A 17,805-nucleotide genomic window follows, 5' to 3' on the forward strand; every position below is an offset into this window, starting at 1 on the left:
CCGCCGAGTCTACCCGGGTCGGGCATCCTCTCCCGTCGAGCCGCGCGGGGCAGGACGGGCGCCACGAGCGATCGAGCTGCGGCCCTGCCCTACGATGAGGGCGTGGCGAACTGGTTCCGGCGGCGGCGTCCCGCGACCCCCGCGGTGCTCGTCGGCAGACCCCGATCGACCGTGACCGCCCGCGTCGAGCTCGCGGATCTCACCCCCGCGATCGACGCCTACCTGGGTCGCGCCGCCTATCTGCAGCTCGCGCTGTTCGAAGACGTCTCGCGCGCCATCTCCGCTGCGCCGTCGACGGTCGCGAAGACCTCGCTCGCGCGCGTCGCCGGACCTCACCTGGATGCGCACCGCGGCCTCGTCGCCGAGCTCGTCGCGCGCGGCGTCGACCCGGCCGAGGCGATGGAGCCCTACCGCCTCGACATCGATGACTTCCAGCGCCGCACGCTCGGGCAGGACTGGTTCGAGACCCTCGCCACCTGCTACGTGACCGCCGGCTTCCTCACCGACTTCTTCCTGGGGCTCGCCGCCGGGCTTCCCGCCGAGCTGCGGGGCCGCGTCGAGTCGCTGCTCGACGTCGAGGCCGGCGAGGACGTGCTGATCGACGAACTGCGCGCCGGGATCGACGCGAACCCGCGCCTCGGCTCGCGTCTCGCGATGTGGGGCCGTCGACTCGTCGGCGACACCATGCTCGTCGCGCGTTCGGCGCTCGGCGTCGGCGACGAGGCGCCCGGCGAGGAGCGCATCGAGCCGGTGTTCACCGAGCTCGTCGCGGCGCACACCCGGCGGATGGATGCGCTCGGCCTGACGGCCTGAGCGCTCGACGGCTCGACCGCGGTGCGGACCGGCGGCCGGCTCGCACCGCTCGACGGATGTGCGCGCACGCGGCCGGGGAACGACGAAGCCCGCCGAGCGGACTCGACGGGCTTCGACGGAAGCTGCTCTCAGGCGCGCGAGGCGCGACCCCCCGAGAGGCGGTGCAGGCGCTGGGCGTCGATGTCATGACGCGCGCGGTTCAGCACCAGAGCGAGCACGATAGCCAGCACTCCGGCGCCGCCGAGGGCGACCAGCCAGATCCACGGCTCATCCGGCTTCCAGCCGACCCAGGTCAGCCCGGTCCAGGAGACCGCGGTCCACGCGGCGCCGACCGCGGGGAGCAGCAGGATGCCGTAGGAGCGACGACCCGGGATGAGGTACCGCAGCACCGTCGCGATGCCGAGCCCGACCACGGTGGCGTAGATCATCTCCATGGCGGGAACCCTAGCCGACCGGAGGTCAGGCGACGAAGCCGACGCGACGGGTCTCCTCGGCGCCGATCTCGAGGTACGAGAAGCTCGCGACCGGGACGATGTAGAGGCGGCCGCGGTCGTCGCTCAGCTTGAGGTACTTCTCCGACTCGAGGGCCGTGCTGACGGCCTTCTCGATCTCATCGGGGTTCTGGCTGGTCTCGAACGAGATCTCACGGGCGGAGTTGGCGATGCCGATGCGAATGTCCACGGGGTCAGGCTAGCGAGCGTCGAGCTCGATTCGCTCCCGATTCCGCCCACGGCAGAACGGCTGCGCGGCGCGGAGGAGGCCGCTGTCGGACGGCGTCGCTAGCGTGATCGACGTGCAACCCGACCCCTCGCAGAGCGCCGTGCTCGACCTTCCCCCCGACGCGACGGCGGTCGTGATCGGCGCGCCGGGCTCGGGCAAGACCTCGACGCTGGTCGAGCTCGTCGCGCGCCGGGTCGAGCACGACGGCTTCTCGGCCGACGAGGTGCTCGCCCTCGCAGCGAACCGCGCGGGCGCGAACCGGCTGCGCGACCAGCTCGCGAGTCGGCTCCGGGCCGTCGCGGCAGGACCGCTCGCTCGCACGCTCCCCTCCCTCGCCTTCGACGCGGTCGTGGCTCGCGCTGCCGCGGAGGGGGCGCCGCGGCCCCGCCTGCTGTCGGGGCCCGAGCAGGATCTGCTCATCGCCGAGCTGCTGCACGGCGAGATCGACGACGGCGCGCCGGGGTCCTGGCCAGACCACCTCTCCGCGGCCGTGCGGCGGCTGCCCGTGTTCCGCACCGAGCTGCGCGAGATGCTCATGCGGCTGACGGAATACGAGATCGACACGACGCGACTCCGTCGCATCGCCCAGGCGGTCGCGCGGCCGGAATGGGAGGCCGTCGCCGACTTCGCCGACAGCTACCGCGCTGTCGTCTCGGCGGTCGGGGGCACCGCGCTCGATCCGGCCGAGCTCATGGCCTACGCGGAGTCCGCCGTGCTCGACGGACACACCGGCGAGCGACTCGCGCGAACCCGGCTCGTCGTCGTCGACGACCTGCAGCAGGCGACCGAAGGCGCGATCCGACTGCTGCGCGCCGTCGCGGCCCGTGGCGTCACGATCGTGGCGTTCGGCGACCCGGATGTGGCGACCGACGCCTTCCGCGGCGGAGAGGCGGATGCGCTGGCCGCATTCCCGGCGCGGGTCGGCGTGCCGACGCGCACGCTCCGGCTGGAGCGGGTCCACCGGCAGAGTCCGGTGCTGCGCGAGCTGACCGCCGAGGTGACCGCCCGCATCGGCGCGGCGGGCGCCGGCACCCAGCGCGCCGCCGCGGCGTCGGGCGACGACGATCCCGCCGCGATCTCGGCGATCTCGGCGCCGAGCCCCGCCGCCGAGCACCGCACGATCGCGCGGGTGCTGCGCGAACGTCACCTCCTCGACGGTGTCGCCTGGTCCGAGCTCGCCGTGATCGTGCGCTCGGGCGCCGCGATCCCCGCGATCTCCCGTGCTCTCGCGCTCGCGCAGGTGCCCACGCGCACGACGGCCGCCAGCCGGGCGCTGCGCGACGACCCGGCGGCGGCCGCGCTGCTCGAGATCGTCGCGGTCGGCACGGGGCGGATCGAGCTCGACGGTCTCGTCGCCGAGCGACTGCTCACCGGGCCCTTCGGCGGTCTCGATGCGATCGGACTGCGTCGGCTGCGGGCCGCGCTGCGAGCGGAGGAGCTCGCGGGCGGGGGAGCCCGGCTCGGAGCGCGACTGCTCGCCGAGGGCCTCGGTGTCGAGAACGGATTCGCCACGATCGATCACGCGGTCGGACGTCGTGCCGCCCGCATGGCGCGGCTGCTCGCCCGGTTGCGGGCGCAGCACGCGGCGGCGGCCACCGTGGAGGAGCTGCTCTGGTCGGCGTGGGAGCGCAGCGGCGTCGCCGACGCCTGGCGCGATGCGGCGCTCGGCACCGGGATCGCCGCCGAGGAGGCGAACCGCGCACTCGACGGCGTCGTCGCGCTCTTCGCCGCCGCCCGGCGCTTCGTCGAGCGCGAACCCGACCGCGAGGCGGAGGCGTTCCTCGCCTCGGTGCTCGACGCCGACATCCCCGAAGACACACTCGCGCCGCGCACCGTGGCCGAGGCCGTGCTCGTCACGACGCCGTCGGGGGCCGTCGGGCTGGAGGTCGACACCGTCGTGGTCGCGGGACTGCAGGAGGGGCAGTGGCCCAACCTGCGGCCGCGTGGATCGCTGCTGCGCGCCGGCGATCTGCTCGGCGCCCTCGAGTCGGCCGACGCGGGCGCCCCTCTGCGCGGTGATGCGGCGGCGACGAGGCCGGGGCCGCCCGACACCGTGCTCGACGAGCGTCGCGTCGTGCTCGCCGACGAGCTGCGCATGTTCGCGCTCGCGGTATCGCGCGCGCGCCGCCGGGTCGTGCTCGCCGCGGTCGCGGGCGAGGACGAGATCCCGAGCCCGTTCCACGGCTTCGCGGCGCGCGTCGCCGGCGACCGCCTGGTCGAGCCCGACGGGGATGCGCCGCCGCTCGACCTGCGCGGCATGACCGGATGCCTGCGCCGCACGGTCACCCAGCTCGGCTCGACTCCCGAGCAGCGTCGTGCGGCCGCGGCGGCCCTCGCCCGTCTCATCGGCGACGAGGTGCCCGGCGCCGAGCCGCGGCAGTGGCACGGCACGCTCGCGGCGAGCACCGACGCGCCGCTCTACGACCTCGATGACGACGAGACCCGGGTGCCTGTCTCGCCCTCCGCGCTCGGCACGCTCGACCGCTCGGCGATGGAGTGGTTCGTCGAGACCATGGCGGGCGGATCCTCCAGCCTGAGCGCGAACGTCGGCTCGCTCGTGCACCACGCGCTCGAGCACGCGACGGGCGTGGAGGTCGAGGAGCTCTGGGGTCTGCTCGAGCAGCGCTGGGGCGAGCTCGTCTTCGAGTCGAGCTGGTCGGAGCAGCTGGAACGGCGTCGCGCGCGCGGAGCGATCGAGGCCCTCGGCTCCTACCTGCGCGCGGTGCACGCGCAGGGCGCCGTGCTGGTGAGCTCGGAGGGCGCGTTCCGCTTCGACGTGCCGCCGGCCCGGGTGAACGGCAAGATCGACCGCGTCGAGTCGCACGGCGGCCGCATCGTGATCGTCGACCTCAAGACCGGCAGCGTGCTGGCGGCGAAGGAGGCGGCCGAGCATCCGCAGATGTCGGCGTACCAGCTCGCCTACGCCGATGGGGCTCTCGCCGATCTGCCCGAGGGCCACCAGCCGGGCGGCGCGCGTCTGCTCTTCACGAAGAAGGGCACGCGAGACGCGCCGTACACGCTGCGCGACCAGAAGCCCTTCGACGGCGAGCAGCTCGAGAGCTTCCGCACCACACTGCGGGAGGCGGCCGCGACGATCGCCGGGCCGCACTATCCCGCGACGCTCATCGACGACCCCTTCGCGTACGGCGGAGCCGTGCGCGCCATCCACCTGCCCGGAGAGGTCACCGGTGACTGACACCACCACGACGGCCACCCGCATCTCGGCGCGCAGGATCGCCGAGCGCCTCGGCCTGCACCCGCCCACCCCCGAGCAGACGCTCGTCATCGAATCGGATCTCGGCCCCGCCCTCGTCGTCGCCGGCGCCGGCAGCGGCAAGACCGAGACCATGGCCTTCCGTGTGCTCTGGCTCGTCGCGAACGGCCTCGTCGCGCCCGCGCAGATCCTCGGGCTGACCTTCACCCGCAAGGCGGCCGGCGAGCTCGGCCACCGCATGCGCGATCGCATCGCCCAGCTGCGCGAGAACGGCCTCATGCCCGAGCGCGACGGAGACGATGATCCGGCCGCCGAGCTGCTCGACAGCCCCACCGTGTCGACCTACAACTCCTTCGCGAGCGCGATCTTCCGCGACAACGCGCCGCTGGTCGGCTACGACGGCGACGCCGTGCTGCTGGGCGAGGCGGCCACCTGGCTGCTGGCCCGCGAGCTCGTGACCCGCAGCGACGACCTGCGCCTCGCCGACGCCGAGAAGTCGGTGGATGCGCTCGCCACCGCGGTCGTGCGCCTCGCCGCCCAGCTCGCCGAGAACGTCGCCGATGCCGACGACGTCGAGCGGATGGCGGAGGAGTTCCGCGCCCTCGGCGACCTGCCGAGCGGTGGCCGCGGCGCCTACGCCGACGTCGTGACCATGGCCGATCGCATCGCGGCGCTGCCGGTGCTGCTCGGTCTCGCCCGACAGCTGCAGCAGGCGAAACGCGACCGGGCCGCGATCGAGTTCAGCGACCAGGTCGCGATCGCACTGCGCATCGTCGAGGGCAACCCGCACGTCGTGACGGAGCTGCGCGACCGCTACCGTGTCGTGATCCTCGACGAGTACCAGGACACGAGCGTCGTGCAGACGCGCCTGCTCGCGCTGCTCTTCGCACGGCATCCGGTCATGGCGGTCGGCGACCCGAACCAGTCGATCTACGGCTGGCGCGGGGCCAGCGCCGCCGGGCTCGGACAGTTCGGCTCGTGGTTCGGGTCGGATGCGCGCTTCGAGCTCACGACGAGCTGGCGCAACGGCGAGCGCATCCTCGACGCCGCGAACCGGCTCATCCGCCCGCTCGCGCTCAGCTCGCCGGTGTCGGTCGCGGCGCTCGCGGCCCGGCCCGGGGCCGAGGCCAACCCCGTGCGGCTGCTGTATCCCGAGACCGTCGTCGAGGAGGCGGATCAGGTGGCCGCCTGGTTCCGCGGCGGACTCGCCGACCGCGCCGAGTGGGGCACCGACGACGCCGGCGAGGCGCAGCCGCCCTCCGCTGCGCTCATCCTGCGTTCGCGCGGCACGCTCGAGCAGTTCCTCGGCGCCTTCCGCCGCGCGGGCGTCCCGTATCACGTGCTCGGCGTCGGCGGTCTGCTCGCTGAGCCGCTCGTGGCCGACCTCGTCGCCGCTCTCGCGGTCGTCGACGATCCCGGCGCGAACTCCGAGCTGATCCGGCTGCTGGTCGGCTCGCGGTGGCGTCTCGGCACGGCCGACATCGCGGCACTGCGCGAGTTGGCGCGCTGGTTCGAGAAGCGCGACCTGCGTCAGAAGCCGCTCGATGAGGACGTGGCTCGGCAGCTGCGCGCCAGCGTCGCCGACGACGACAGCGCTTCGCTCATCGACGCCCTGGACTTCCTGGCGACCTCGGCCGAAGATCACGGTGCGGTGCGCGGCTTCAGCGAGGAGGGCCTCGCGCGGCTGCGGGATGCGGGGGAGACCTTCGCCCGCCTGCGCCGTCGCGTGCGCTTCGATCTGGATGACCTCGTGACGACCGTGCTGCAGGAGCTCGGCCTCGACATCGAGGCCGAGGCCAACGACGCGCGGCCCGGGTCCAGTCGCGTGCTCGAGGCCTTCTTCGACGCTCTCGCCGGGTTCCAGCAGCTCGGCCAGCAGAATTCGCTGCGGGCCTTCCTCGGCTGGCTGCGCGAGGCGGAGTCGCGGGAGCGCCTCTCGCCGCGGTCGGACCCGCCCGAGCCCGGCTGCGTGCAGATCGTGACGATCCACGGCTCGAAGGGCCTCGAGTGGGATCTCGTCGCGGTGCCGCGGCTCGTCGAGGGCGAGATGCCGTCGGCCGCCCGCGACACCGGTGCCTGGGTCGCCTTCGGCGAGCTGCCCTACGAGTTCCGCGGCGATGCCTCGGTGCTGCCGGAGTTCCGCTGGCGCGAGGCGACGACGCGCAAGGAGGTGCTCGACCTCTTCGCCGAGTTCAAGAGCGAGGTGCGCGAGCAGCAGCTGCTCGAGGATCGCCGGCTCGCCTATGTCGCGATCACCCGCGCCCGTCGGCACCTCCTCGTGAGCGGCTCGTTCTGGTCGTCGCAGACCAAGCCCCGGTCGCCGGGCGCGTTCCTGCGCGAGCTGGCGGAGGACGGGATCATCCCGCCGCTGCCCGAGGCGCCCGAGTCGGAGGAGAACCCGCTCGTGGCCGAGCCCGAGCGGGTGGACTGGCCGCGCGATCCGCTCGGCTCCCGCCGTCAGCGGGTGGAGGCGGCTGCCGAGCTCGTGCGCACCGCCGACCCCGCCGACGCGGGCCGGTGGACGCGCGACGTCGAGCTGCTGCTCGAGGAGCGTCGCCAGCGACTGCGCGGCGCCGACGCGGTGACGGTACCCGAACGCATCCCCGCGTCACGATTCAAGGACTGGGTCGAGAACCCCGCCCGGGTGCTCGCCGAGCTGCGTCGGCCGATGCCCGAGCGCCCCTATCGCGCGACCCGGCTGGGCACCCTCTTCCACGCCTGGGTCGAGAAGCGCAGCGATCCCGATGCGGCGATGGCGGGCTTCGACGACCTGGACGCGCTCGGCAGCGAGCTCGACCTGGGCGTGGACGGCGACGACCTGACGGCGGTCGACGCGGCACGTTTCGCCGAGCTGCGGGCGACCTTCGAGGCTTCGCCCTGGGCCGATCGGCGCCCCGTCGACGTCGAGCGCGAGATCCACCTGCCGCTCGCCGGCCGCACCGTCGTCTGCAAGATCGACGCCGTCTACGTCGAGGGCGAGGGGGATGCGGCGCGCTACGAGATCGTCGACTGGAAGACCGGCAAGGCGCCGCGCGACGCCTCGGACCGGGAGCTGAAGCAGCTGCAGCTCGCGCTGTACCGACTCGCCTACGCGCGCTGGCGCGGCGTCGATCCGGAGCGCATCGACGCGGCGTTCTACTTCGTCGCCGACGACCAGGTTCTCCGTCCCGAGCGCATCGACGACGAGGAGTCGCTGTCCGGCCGCTGGGCGGAGGCGATGGCGCGCGTCGCGCGGCCGAGCTGAGCCGGGCACGAGCCGACGAGCTTGCGGTCCGAGCCGGCTCGGGCCGCGGTGCAGCTCAGCGATCGTGCCGGGAGCCGGCCGGGCCGTCGGTTCCGATGATCGCCGCGATGAGCGCCTCGACCGGCTCGCGCGGCGCCCGCGGGTTGTCGAGCAGCGTGAAGTCGACCTCGCGCAGCAGCGGCAGCCCCAGCTGGGCGGTGACGTCGCGCAGGTTCTCGGGCACGAGATTCTGCGGCAGCACGGTGACGCCGAGGCCGGCGCGCAGCGCGGCGTGCACGCCGTTGATCTCCTTCACCGTGCAGGTGATGCGCCAGCTGCGACCGGCATCCTCGAGGGCCTGCAGCGCGACCGATCGCGACAGGCTCGGCGCCTGGTAGGCGACGAGCGGCAGGGGAGCGGCGGGGTCGATCTCGAGGTCGCGGTGCGCGACCCACACCAGGCGCTCGCGGCGCACGAGCCGACCCTCGGCGCTGCCGCTCTCCTGCTTGACGAAGACGAGGTCAAGCGCTCCGGCGGCCAGGCGGCGTGCGAGCATCCCGCTCTGCGCGACGGTCAGCTCGAGCGTGATCTGCGGATGGACGCGACGGAAGCGACGCAGGATGCGCGGCAGCTCGGTCTGCGCGAGGTCGTCCGCCGAGCCGAACCGCAGCCGGCCCCGCATCGCGGAGCCGCTGAAGTAGGCGGCGGCGCCGTCGTGGGCGGCGAGGATGCCGCGCGCGAAGCCGAGCATCGCGCGTCCGTTGTCGGTGAGCGCGACCTGGCGGGTGTCGCGCTGCACGAGCGCGCGGCCCGCGGCGCTCTCGAGGCGCTGGACGTGCTGGCTCACGGTCGGCTGGCTCAGCCCGAGCTGCTCCGCCGCGCGGGTGAAGCTGAGCGTCTCGGCGACGGCCGTGAACGAGCGCAGCAGCTGGGGATCGAACACGGCATCCACCTCTCATTGCGGTCAGCAATGAGACTAATAGCCGCGATCGGTTGGCTCAATGGCGGGGATCGTGGTCACCTGGGAGGGTGACCTCTCGACCCGCCCGCAGCGCAGCGCCGTACGTCGATCCGACCGTGACCGAGCCCATCCCGGTGCTCGAGCAGCGGCCCCGCTGGCGCGACACCGTCAGCGCGCTGCGGGCGCACAACTACCGCCTCTACCTGCTCGGCCAGGTCTTCGCGAACTCGGGCGGCTGGATGGCGCGCATCGCGATCGATTGGCTGGTGCTCGAGCTGACCGGCAACGTCGCGCTCGTCGGTCTCGCGGTCACGCTGCAGTTCGCGCCCACGCTTCTGCTCGGGCCGTGGGCGGGCGTGCTCTCGGACCGGTTCCGCCGGCACACGATCCTCATCGGCACGCAGAGCGTCGGCACCGTCGCGAACGGCGTGCTCGCCGCGCTGGTGCTCACCGGTGTCGTGCAGGCCTGGCACGTGTTCGTGATCGCGGCGGTCACCGGCACCTCGATGGCGATCGACGGCCCGTCGCGATCGGCGTTCGTGGCCGAGATGGTCGGCACGCATCGGCTGCGCAACGCGATCAGCATGAACGCGACGATCTTCCATCTCGGCGGGCTGCTCGGCCCGGCGATCAGCGGGGTGCTGATCGTGGTGGTCGGGTCGGGCTGGTCGATCGCGATCAACGCGACGACGTCGCTCGTCGCGGTGACCGCGCTCGTGCTCATGCGCCGCCACGAGCTCCTCGCGGTGACGCGCGCGCCGTCGGCGCCGGGGCAGATCCGCGAGGCGCTGCGCTACCTCGTCGGCAAGCCGACCATCCTGTTCCCGATGATCGTGCTCGCGTCGGTCGCGATCTTCGGCATGAACCTGCCCGTGCTGTTCACCGCGTCGGCGAATGAGGGCTATCACACGGGCGCTGCCGGCTACGGGCTCTACAGCTCGCTCGCCGCGGTCGGCGCCTTCGCGGGGGCGATCCTCTCGACGCGCCGTCGGGCGCTGCGACTGCGGGCGATCGTGCTCGCCGCGATCGGCTACGGACTCGTGACCGTCGTCGCGGGGCTCGCTCCGTGGTACCCGCTGTTCCTCGGCGCGCTCGTCGGCATCGGCGTGACCCGCATCGCCTTCGCCACCGGCGCGGAGTCGCTGACGCAGCTCTCGACCAATCTCGCGATCCGCGGCCGCATCATGTCGTTCTATCTGATGACGGTCGTCGGCGGTCAAGCCCTGGGCGGCGTGATCATGGGCGCGATCGCCGAGACCTTCGGCCCCACGGTCGCCTTCGTCGTCGCGGGCGGGGTCCCGGCGCTCACGGCGATGACCGTCGCGATCTTGCTCGCCCGACGCGGGCGCCTGGCGCTGACGTTCGCGCTGCCGTGGCGGGGCCGTCCGGTGCGGATCACCCCGCGACCGGCCTGAGGCGCGCGGGTCAGCTCGCGCGCTCGACGCGACCGACGCCGCTTCCGCTCGACGCGATGTCGCCCGACCCCGATCGGCGGGCCTGCTCGACGCGGTCCCTCTCGACCATGTCGAGCAGCTCCTCGACCTCGTGAGCGGCGAGCACGGGTCCGGTCGGCGTGCCGATCTGGTTGCCGAGCGACGACTGCACGTCGTCGACGAGCCCGTGCAGCATCTGCACCGCATCGTCGACGATCTCGGTGCTGCGGGTCTGGGTGCCGTGCAGCAGCCAGCTGGCGATCTCGAGCTCGGCGTAGAAGCTGGCGCGCTGCCCGATCTGACGGTCGGCGGCGGGGCGCTCCTGCAGGTAGGCGGCGACGACGGTCTCGCTGAGCTCGCTGCGCCGTCCGGAGAACAGCCAGGCGAGGTCGCGGGCCGGGTCGGCGACGCGCAGCTCGTGCCAGCCGAGCACCCCGGTGACCTGCTCGGCGTGGCTCAGCACGGTCTCCGAGCTGAGGTCGCCGTTGACGACGGTCGGCTGGAACTGCCAGAGCCGGTCATCGGCGAGGGCGGCCTCCCAGCGCTCGCGCAGTGCGGCGGGCAGCAGGCCGGTCTCGATCGCCTTGCCGACGATCGCGCCGGAGGTCTGGTGCGCGTGCACGGGCCCGAGGGAGGGCAGGCCCACCTCGGTGACGCAGCTGGTGGGCAGCGAGTGGATGGCGGCCACGGCCCGGCCGATCGACGCAGCCAGGTCGGCGGTCAGTGCCGAGACGGGGGTCTTCGCGCCGCCGACGAACTCGTAGACGACGGCGCGGGTGCCGTCGATCGGCGCCTGGCCGGAGGGCAGGGTGACTTCGAACGGCAGGCGCGAGCGGATGCCGGAGGTGAGCGCGCCGAGGGCGAGCAGGTCGGCCGACTGGCGGCTCTCGGCCGCCTCGGTGCGCGGAACGCGCACGACGTACCAGCGTTCGTCGCGCGTGCTGAGCAGCGCGGTGTCGAAGTCGCCGGCACGCGGCGAGCCGATGCGCGAGGCCGCGACCACGTCGAGTCCGGCCACGGCCGAGGTGGCGAGCGCGGCTAGAGTGAGAGGGGTTCTGGCCATGCCCCACAGGGTAGGTCGGCAAGCCCCGCACGGAGCCCGCGCCACGCCCGGGCTCGTGACTTGCGCGGCGCCGGCGTCGGAATCCGCAGCGAACACGTGACGAACGCCGACCCCGCTGTCGGCGAGCCTGGAGGAATTGCCGTGACCCCGTCGTTCGCCGAGCGGCTCACTCTGTCCCGCGCCGAGCTCGACCGCGATCACCTGAGCCGGGCGACCCCGATCGACGAACTGCTCGACGCGGCTGACGCGCGGGTGGTGCTGCTGCACGACGGTCACGCGCTGGTCGACGGAACCCGGCTCGTGCTCCTGCCGACGGGTGCCGCGGCGGCGGTCGCCGCCCGTGCGGACGGCTTCGCGCTCTACCTCGGGCGCACCCTCGTCGACGCTCCGGATGCGGTGCTCGGCGCCCCGGTCTCGGCCCTCGTCATCACCGATGAGCAGGCCGCCTCCGCCGCGGTCGACGCGGCGCGCGCATCGGGTCACGACCTCGCCTGGGGCGACCTGCGCCGCCTCGGCGCCGACATGACTACGCGCGACGCGGGCATCTTCACCGAGGCGCTCGCCCTGGCCAACTGGCACCGCTCCTACGGCTTCGCCCCGGCATCCGGACGCGCGACCGAGCACGGCCAGGCGGGCTGGGTGCGGGTGGATGCGGAGACCGGCAAGGAGTTCTTCCCGCGCACCGACGCGGCCATCATCGTCGGCGTGACCGACGCCGACGACCGGCTGCTGCTCGGCTCGAACGCGCTCTGGCCCGCCGATCGCTTCTCGCTGCTCGCCGGGTTCGTCGAGCCGGGGGAGTCGCTCGAGGCGGCCGTCGTGCGCGAGGTGTTCGAGGAGTCGGGCGTGCGCGTCGCCGACCCTCGGTATCTCGGCAGCCAGCCCTGGCCGTTCCCGGCGTCGCTCATGCTCGGCTTCCTCGCGCGCGTCGCCGACGGCGCCGGCGTCGAGACGCGGCCCGACGGCGAGGAGATCCTCGATCTGCGCTGGTTGACGCGGGAGGAGCTCGCGGCGGCCGTCGCCGACGGCGCGCTGCGTCTGCCCGGCCGCAGCTCGATCGCCCGCGCGATCATCGAGGAGTGGTTCGGCGGCGACCTCGGCGACGACAGCTGGTGATCGGATGAGCGCCCCCGATCTGCTCGCGGGACTCGACGACCAGCAGCGCCTCGCCGCCGAGACCCTCCTCGGCCCGGTCTGCATCCTCGCCGGCGCCGGCACGGGCAAGACCCGCGCCATCACGCACCGCATCGCGCACGGCGTGCAGACGGGCGCCTACGCGCCGAACCGCGTGCTCGCGCTGACCTTCACGGCGCGCGCCGCCGGCGAGCTGCGCACCCGGCTGCGTGCGCTCGGCGCCGGGGGCGTGCAGGCGCGCACCTTCCACGCGGCGGCCCTGTCGCAGCTCAACTACTTCTGGCCGACGATCGCGGGCGGGCTGCCGCCGCGCATCCTCACCGGCAAGGCCGGCGTGCTCGCGCAGGCTTCGGAGCGGCTCAAGCTGCGTCTCGACAAGGCCGCGCTGCGCGACGTCGCCGGCGAGATCGAATGGCGCAAGGTCTCGATGCTCACGCTCGAGGCCTACGAGCGGCAGGCGCACGGCAAGCCGATGCCCGGCGGTCTCGGCGTCAGCGCGATGGTGAGCCTGCATCAGGCCTACGAGCACCTCAAAGACGAGCAGCGCCGCATCGACTTCGAAGACGTGCTGCTCGTGATGGCGGGGATGCTCGACGCCGAGCCCGCCGTCGCCGATGAGGTGCGCGGGCAGTACCGCTTCTTCGTCGTCGACGAGTACCAGGACGTCTCGCCGCTGCAGCAGCGACTGCTCGAGCTCTGGCTCGGACCGCGCACCGATCTCTGCGTGGTGGGGGATGCGAGTCAGACCGTCTACTCCTTCGCCGGCGCCACGAGCGACTACCTGCTCGGCTTCGGCTCGCGCTACGACGACGCGACCGTCGTGCAGCTCGAGAACAATCACCGCTCGACCGGCGCCGTTCTCGATCTCGCGAACCGGCTCATGCGGGGTCGGCCCGGCGCGCTCGAGCTGCACCCGGTCGCGGCCGGCGACCGCGGCGAGCCGGTGAGCGTGACCGCTCACGACAGCGATCGCGCTGAAGCCGAGGCCGTCGCCGCCGCGGTCGCCGACGAGCTCGCGTCCGGCATCCCCGCCGACCGCATCGCCGTGCTCTACCGGGTCAACGCGCAGAGCATCGCCCTCGAGCAGGCGTTCTCCGATCGGCGCATCGCCACGCGGGTGCTCGGCTCGACCCGGTTCTTCGACCACCCCGCTGTGCAGCGGGCGATGCTCGAGCTGCGCAGCATCGCGCAGACCCCGCGTCAGGAGCCGCTGTTCCAGTCGGTCAGCGACGTGCTGCAGAGCGTGGGCTGGACCTTGGAGCCGCCCGCCGCCGGCCCGGCCGAGCGCGAGCGCTGGGAGCTGCTCAACGCGATCGTCGACCTCGCCGACGCCGCCCCCGCGGGCACGACGCTGCGCGCCTTCGCCGACGAGCTGTTCGAACGGCAGCAGGCGCAGCACGAGCCGGCGATCGCCGCCGTGACCCTCGCGACGCTGCACAGCGCCAAGGGACTCGAGTGGGATGCGGTGCACCTGGTGGGCCTCAGCGAGGGGCTGCTGCCGATCGTGCACGCGCGCGGCTTCGACGCGATCGACGAGGAGCGCCGGCTGCTGTACGTCGGCATCACGCGGGCACGTCGCCGCCTGTCGCTCAGCTGGTCGGCGTCGCCGGGCGGAGGAGAGGCGGGGCCGTCGGCGCGGCGGCGTGCGCCCAGTCGCTTCCTGGATGAGCTCCGCAGCGGCACTCCGGGTGCGGCGGCCAGCGTCGTCCGCTGACGTCGCGCGCCCGCAGGTCGACCTCGATCTGGTGGCCGAGCGCGGCCGCGGGGTCGTCGAGAACCTCCTCGATCCGCTCCGCGATCGCGACGGCGGCCCGCGCTGACTCGAGGGCGTCGAGGTTCGGCGCCGGTCGGTCGATCAGCTGCGCGGCGAGGGCCGGCCACGCCGGGTCGGCATCCACCCGATGGCGGTGGATGCAATGCAGGCAGGCCGTCGAGCCGGGCCGGATGAGGGGCCCGATCGTCAGGGCGCCGTCGCCGACCACGACCGGCAGGTGCAGGGCGTCGCGGCGCAGCCAATGCCCGGAGTCGGCCGGCCGGATGATCCACGGGGAGATGGGGACGGCGATCACCTCGCCCCGCCCGGCCGATCGTGTGCGGGACGACGGCCGCGCCGATCGAGCGGTGTCGCCGGGAGCCGGGCCCGCCTCATCGAGCAGGTCGCGGTCGGCGAGCAGCCGGTGCACGGCGTCGGGGATCCGCCCGGCGCCGAACAGCGCGGCGCGCGTCCCGGTGCGCGGGGACCGAGCCAGGGCCGGCCGCAGCATCGCGAGCACGGCGTCGAGGGGCAGATGCGTGCCGCCCGCCTGCTCGGCGAGCACCTCGAGAGCCGCCCGGCTCGCTCCGCCGCGCAGCGCCTGCAGCACGCGCTCCTCGGCGGGGCCGACCTGCTCGAGGACGCCGTGCACCCGCAGCGCCCCGATCTGCAGCGAGTCGGGCGAGCGCCACAGCACCGGCACGTCGGGGTCGAGTCGCAGCACCATGCGCACATCCTGCGCCGGGTGCGCCGCTCGGCGAGCGAATCATCCACAGGGCGCCGGCGGGCGCGCCTACTCGGTCGGGCGCTCGCCGCCCTCGTCGCCGAGCAGCTCCTCGAGTGCCCGGTCCACGTCGTCCTCCTGCTCGCCGAGGCCGCCGGTCAGGCGGGTGACGAGGAACGACGGGTCGTCGATGTCCTGACTGCCGGGGAGGATGTCGGGGTGCGCCCAGAGCGCGTCGCGCCCGGCCGGTCCCACCGCATCCGTCACCGCCTGCCACATCGCGGCGGCCTCGCGCAGCCGGCGCGGTCGCAGCTCGAGCCCGACGAGCGTCGAGAACGCCGACTCGGCCGGGCCGCCGGTCGCGCGGCGCCGGCGCATCGTCTCGGCCAGCGCATCCGCTCTCGGCAGCCGTGCGGTCGCCTGCAGCGTCACGACGTCGACCCAGCCCTCGATCAGCGCCAGCATCGTCTCGAGGCGATGCAGCGCGGCCTCCTGCTCGGCGCTCTTCGGCGGGATCAGGGCGCCGCTCGTCATCGCGTCGCGCAGCTCCTCGGGGTTCGAGGGATCGAAGTCGGCCGCGAGCTCCTGCAGCCGCTCGGTGTCGATGCGCACGCCGCGCGAGAAGTCGCCGATCTGGGTGAGCAGGTGCAGCCGCAGCCACTTCGCGTGCCGGAACAGTCGGGCGTGCGCGAGCTCGCGCACCGCGAGGTAGAGCGCGACCTGGTCGTCGGGGATGTCGAGGTCGCGGCCGAACTCGTGCACGTTCTGCGTCACGAGCGCCGCCTGCGTCGTCTCGCCGTCGAGCAGCGGGATGCCGACGTCGCCACCCGACACGACCTCCGTCGAGAGCCGGCCGACCACCTGACCCAGCTGCATCGCGAACAGGGTGCCGCCGACGTTGCGCATGATGCGACCCGCGCTCTGCGCGACGCCCTCCATGCCCGGAGCGTCGCCGACCCCCTCGTCTTCGAGCACCTGCTTCAGCGCGGTCGCGATCGAGTCGGCGACCGGGGCGGCCAGCTGCGTCCACACCGGCATCGTCTGCTTCGTCCACTCGGTGCGGCTCAGCAGAGCCGGCGCGGCGGTGAGCGAGCTGATCTCGGTGGCCTCGTCGAGCCACAGGGCGGCCACGTGCAGCGCCTGCTCGAGCGCCGAGCGCTCCGCGGGGGTGGAGACGACGCTGCTGCGGGTGGCGAGCTGCGTCGCCTGGTCGAGGCCGACGCTCCAGTCGACGCCGTCGGCCGAGTTCTGCAGCGCCTGCTGCAGCTGCCCGATCAGGCGCGACAGCAGTTCGGGATCGGCGGGGAGGCCCGCCGCCGCGGCGAGCTTGGCGGGATCGAGATCGCCGCCCTGACCGCCGCCCGCGAGGAACTGCCGCAGCATCTCGCGGAACTCCTCGTCGCCGGGTTCGCTCTGCCGGGGTTCCTCAGACATGGCGACTACGCTAGCCGTCGCCCCTCCGGCGGAGCCGGGGAAACGGGGCATTCCGGGCCGGTTCCCGTGCGCCTCTGGCGAACACCGCCCGGCCCCGCCGCGATCACGGCACGAGCCGTGATCCGCGAGTCAGCCCCTCCCGAGACGAGACCTCAGCGCATGACTTTCTTCGCCGACCAGCCCGCCCCGGCGCCCGCCCCGCGTCCGCGTCGCCGTGCGCCGCGATCCGTGGTCGTCGGATGGGCGCTGCTCGTGCTCGGCGTCGTCGGCACCCTCGTCGTCGGCATGACGCCGGCGCCGTACGTGATCGAGCGACCCGGCCCCGTGTACGACACCCTCGGCTCGCAGAAGGTCGACGGCAGGTCGACGCCGCTCATCTCGGTCGACGGAGCGAAGACCTACCCGACGTCGGGCCAGCTCGACCTGCTGACGGTCAACATCCTCGGCTCGCGCGAGCAGCGACTCAACTGGGTCGACATCGCCCTCGCCTGGTTCGACCCCGCTGAGGCCGTCGTGCCTCTCGAGTCGATCTACCCGGAGGGCGTCTCCGACAAGGAGGTCGACGAGCAGAGCGCCGTCGAGATGCAGAACTCGCAGCAGGAGGCGATCGCGGCGGCGCTGCGCAGCCTCGACTACGACGTGCAGGGCGCCGTCACGGTCGCCGGCGTGCAGAAGGGCAGCCCCGCCGACGGCAAGCTCAAGGCCGATGACGTCGTCGTCTCGGCCGACGGCACGGCAGTGGGCGACCTGGATGCGCTGCGCGACGTGATCACGAAGCACGGCGACGGCAGCGCGGTCTCGCTGGTCGTACGCCGCGGGGGAGTGGAGCGCACGATCGAGGTCGTGCCCGCCGCGACCAAGGCGGCCGACGGCAGCGACACGGTCGCGGTCGGCGTCTACACGGCGATCGAGTACACCTTCCCGATCGACGTCGAGCTCAAGCTCGACAAGGTCGGCGGCCCGAGCGCCGGGATGATGTTCGCGCTCGGCATCGTCGACAAGCTGACGCCGGGCGCGATGACCGGCGGCGAGCACATCGCCGGAACGGGCACGATCGACGCAGCCGGCGACGTCGGCGCGATCGGCGGCATCCGGCAGAAGATGTACGGCGCCCAGCGCGCCGGCGCGACCTTCTTCCTCGCGCCGAGGAGCAACTGCGACGAGGTCGTCGGCCACATCCCCTCGGGGCTCACCGTCTACTCGGTGAGCACGCTGAAGCAGGCCGAGACGGCGGTCGCCGCGATCGCGTCGGGGAAGGGCCGTTCGGCGCTGCCGACCTGCGCGGGCTGACGCGCACCGCTCCGCCCTGCGCGAACCGGGCCATCCCCTCGGT

12 protein-coding genes and 1 pseudogene are annotated in these 17,805 nt (G+C 73.5%); 7 read left to right on the forward strand and 6 right to left on the reverse strand.

The annotated features are described in order from the left end of the window. The first annotated feature begins 102 nt into the window (after positions 1-102). Positions 103-813 carry a ferritin-like fold-containing protein gene (locus tag FJ657_RS08330; RefSeq protein ID WP_141163215.1) on the forward strand — a complete coding sequence of 237 codons (711 nt, stop codon included), beginning with the start codon at positions 103-105 and terminating at the stop codon, positions 811-813. 128 nt (positions 814-941) lie between these two features. On the opposite strand, the gene FJ657_RS08335 is transcribed toward FJ657_RS08330, so the two are convergent. Both FJ657_RS08335 and FJ657_RS08340 read right to left on the reverse strand, forming a co-directional pair. Next, positions 942-1,247: a hypothetical protein gene (locus FJ657_RS08335; RefSeq protein ID WP_141163216.1), complete on the reverse strand. Its 306-nt coding sequence runs from the start codon at positions 1,245-1,247 to the stop codon at positions 942-944. Positions 1,248-1,272: 25 nt separating this feature from the next. After that, positions 1,273-1,494 carry a DUF3107 domain-containing protein gene (locus FJ657_RS08340; RefSeq protein WP_141163217.1) on the reverse strand — a complete coding sequence of 74 codons (222 nt, stop codon included), beginning with the start codon at positions 1,492-1,494 and terminating at the stop codon, positions 1,273-1,275. Between the two features lie 112 nt (positions 1,495-1,606). Between FJ657_RS08340 and FJ657_RS08345 the strand changes: the two genes are divergently transcribed. Next, positions 1,607-4,729 carry an ATP-dependent DNA helicase gene (locus tag FJ657_RS08345; RefSeq protein ID WP_141163218.1) on the forward strand — a complete coding sequence of 1,041 codons (3,123 nt, stop codon included), beginning with the start codon at positions 1,607-1,609 and terminating at the stop codon, positions 4,727-4,729. After that, positions 4,722-7,991 carry an ATP-dependent helicase gene (locus tag FJ657_RS08350; protein WP_181408917.1) on the forward strand — a complete coding sequence of 1,090 codons (3,270 nt, stop codon included), beginning with the start codon at positions 4,722-4,724 and terminating at the stop codon, positions 7,989-7,991. The genes FJ657_RS08345 and FJ657_RS08350 overlap by 8 nt, the downstream gene beginning before the upstream one ends. 55 nt (positions 7,992-8,046) lie before the next feature. On the opposite strand, the gene FJ657_RS08355 is transcribed toward FJ657_RS08350, so the two are convergent. Further along, positions 8,047-8,913, reverse strand: a complete 867-nt coding sequence (locus FJ657_RS08355; RefSeq protein WP_141163219.1) for a LysR substrate-binding domain-containing protein — start codon at positions 8,911-8,913, stop codon at positions 8,047-8,049. An 86-nt stretch (positions 8,914-8,999) separates the two neighbouring features. Here FJ657_RS08355 and FJ657_RS08360 point away from each other — a divergent pair, with 86 nt between their 5' ends. After that, positions 9,000-10,346 (forward strand): MFS transporter, encoded by a 1,347-nt coding sequence (locus FJ657_RS08360; RefSeq protein ID WP_141163220.1) that lies wholly within the window; start codon positions 9,000-9,002, stop codon positions 10,344-10,346. Positions 10,347-10,356: 10 nt separating this feature from the next. Here the strand turns inward: FJ657_RS08360 and FJ657_RS08365 are convergent, their stop codons facing one another. Then, positions 10,357-11,427, reverse strand: coding sequence for a phosphotransferase (locus FJ657_RS08365; protein WP_141163221.1), 1,071 nt, complete (start codon positions 11,425-11,427; stop codon positions 10,357-10,359). A gap of 141 nt (positions 11,428-11,568) precedes the next feature. On the opposite strand from FJ657_RS08365, the gene nudC reads away from it, so the two are divergent. Then, a complete protein-coding gene (nudC, locus tag FJ657_RS08370; protein ID WP_141163222.1) occupies positions 11,569-12,543 on the forward strand; it encodes an NAD(+) diphosphatase in 975 nt (324 codons plus the stop codon). 4 nt (positions 12,544-12,547) lie between these two features. Continuing rightward, positions 12,548-14,275, forward strand: coding sequence for an ATP-dependent helicase (locus FJ657_RS08375; protein WP_141163223.1), 1,728 nt, complete (start codon positions 12,548-12,550; stop codon positions 14,273-14,275). Here the strand turns inward: FJ657_RS08375 and FJ657_RS17370 are convergent. After that, positions 14,241-15,041: pseudogene (locus tag FJ657_RS17370) on the reverse strand (hypothetical protein); the annotation flags it as partial. The gene FJ657_RS08375 and the pseudogene FJ657_RS17370 sit on opposite strands and share 35 nt — an antisense overlap. Positions 15,042-15,107: 66 nt before the next feature. Continuing rightward, a complete protein-coding gene (locus FJ657_RS08385; RefSeq protein ID WP_141163225.1) occupies positions 15,108-16,472 on the reverse strand; it encodes a zinc-dependent metalloprotease in 1,365 nt (454 codons plus the stop codon). 159 nt (positions 16,473-16,631) lie between these two features. On the opposite strand from FJ657_RS08385, the gene FJ657_RS08390 reads away from it, so the two are divergent. Continuing rightward, positions 16,632-17,762 carry a YlbL family protein gene (locus FJ657_RS08390; RefSeq protein ID WP_141163226.1) on the forward strand — a complete coding sequence of 377 codons (1,131 nt, stop codon included), beginning with the start codon at positions 16,632-16,634 and terminating at the stop codon, positions 17,760-17,762. Positions 17,763-17,805: the final 43 nt, after the last annotated feature.

Source organism: Schumannella soli (assembly GCF_006517435.1).
Taxonomy (GTDB): domain Bacteria; phylum Actinomycetota; class Actinomycetes; order Actinomycetales; family Microbacteriaceae; genus Schumannella; species Schumannella soli.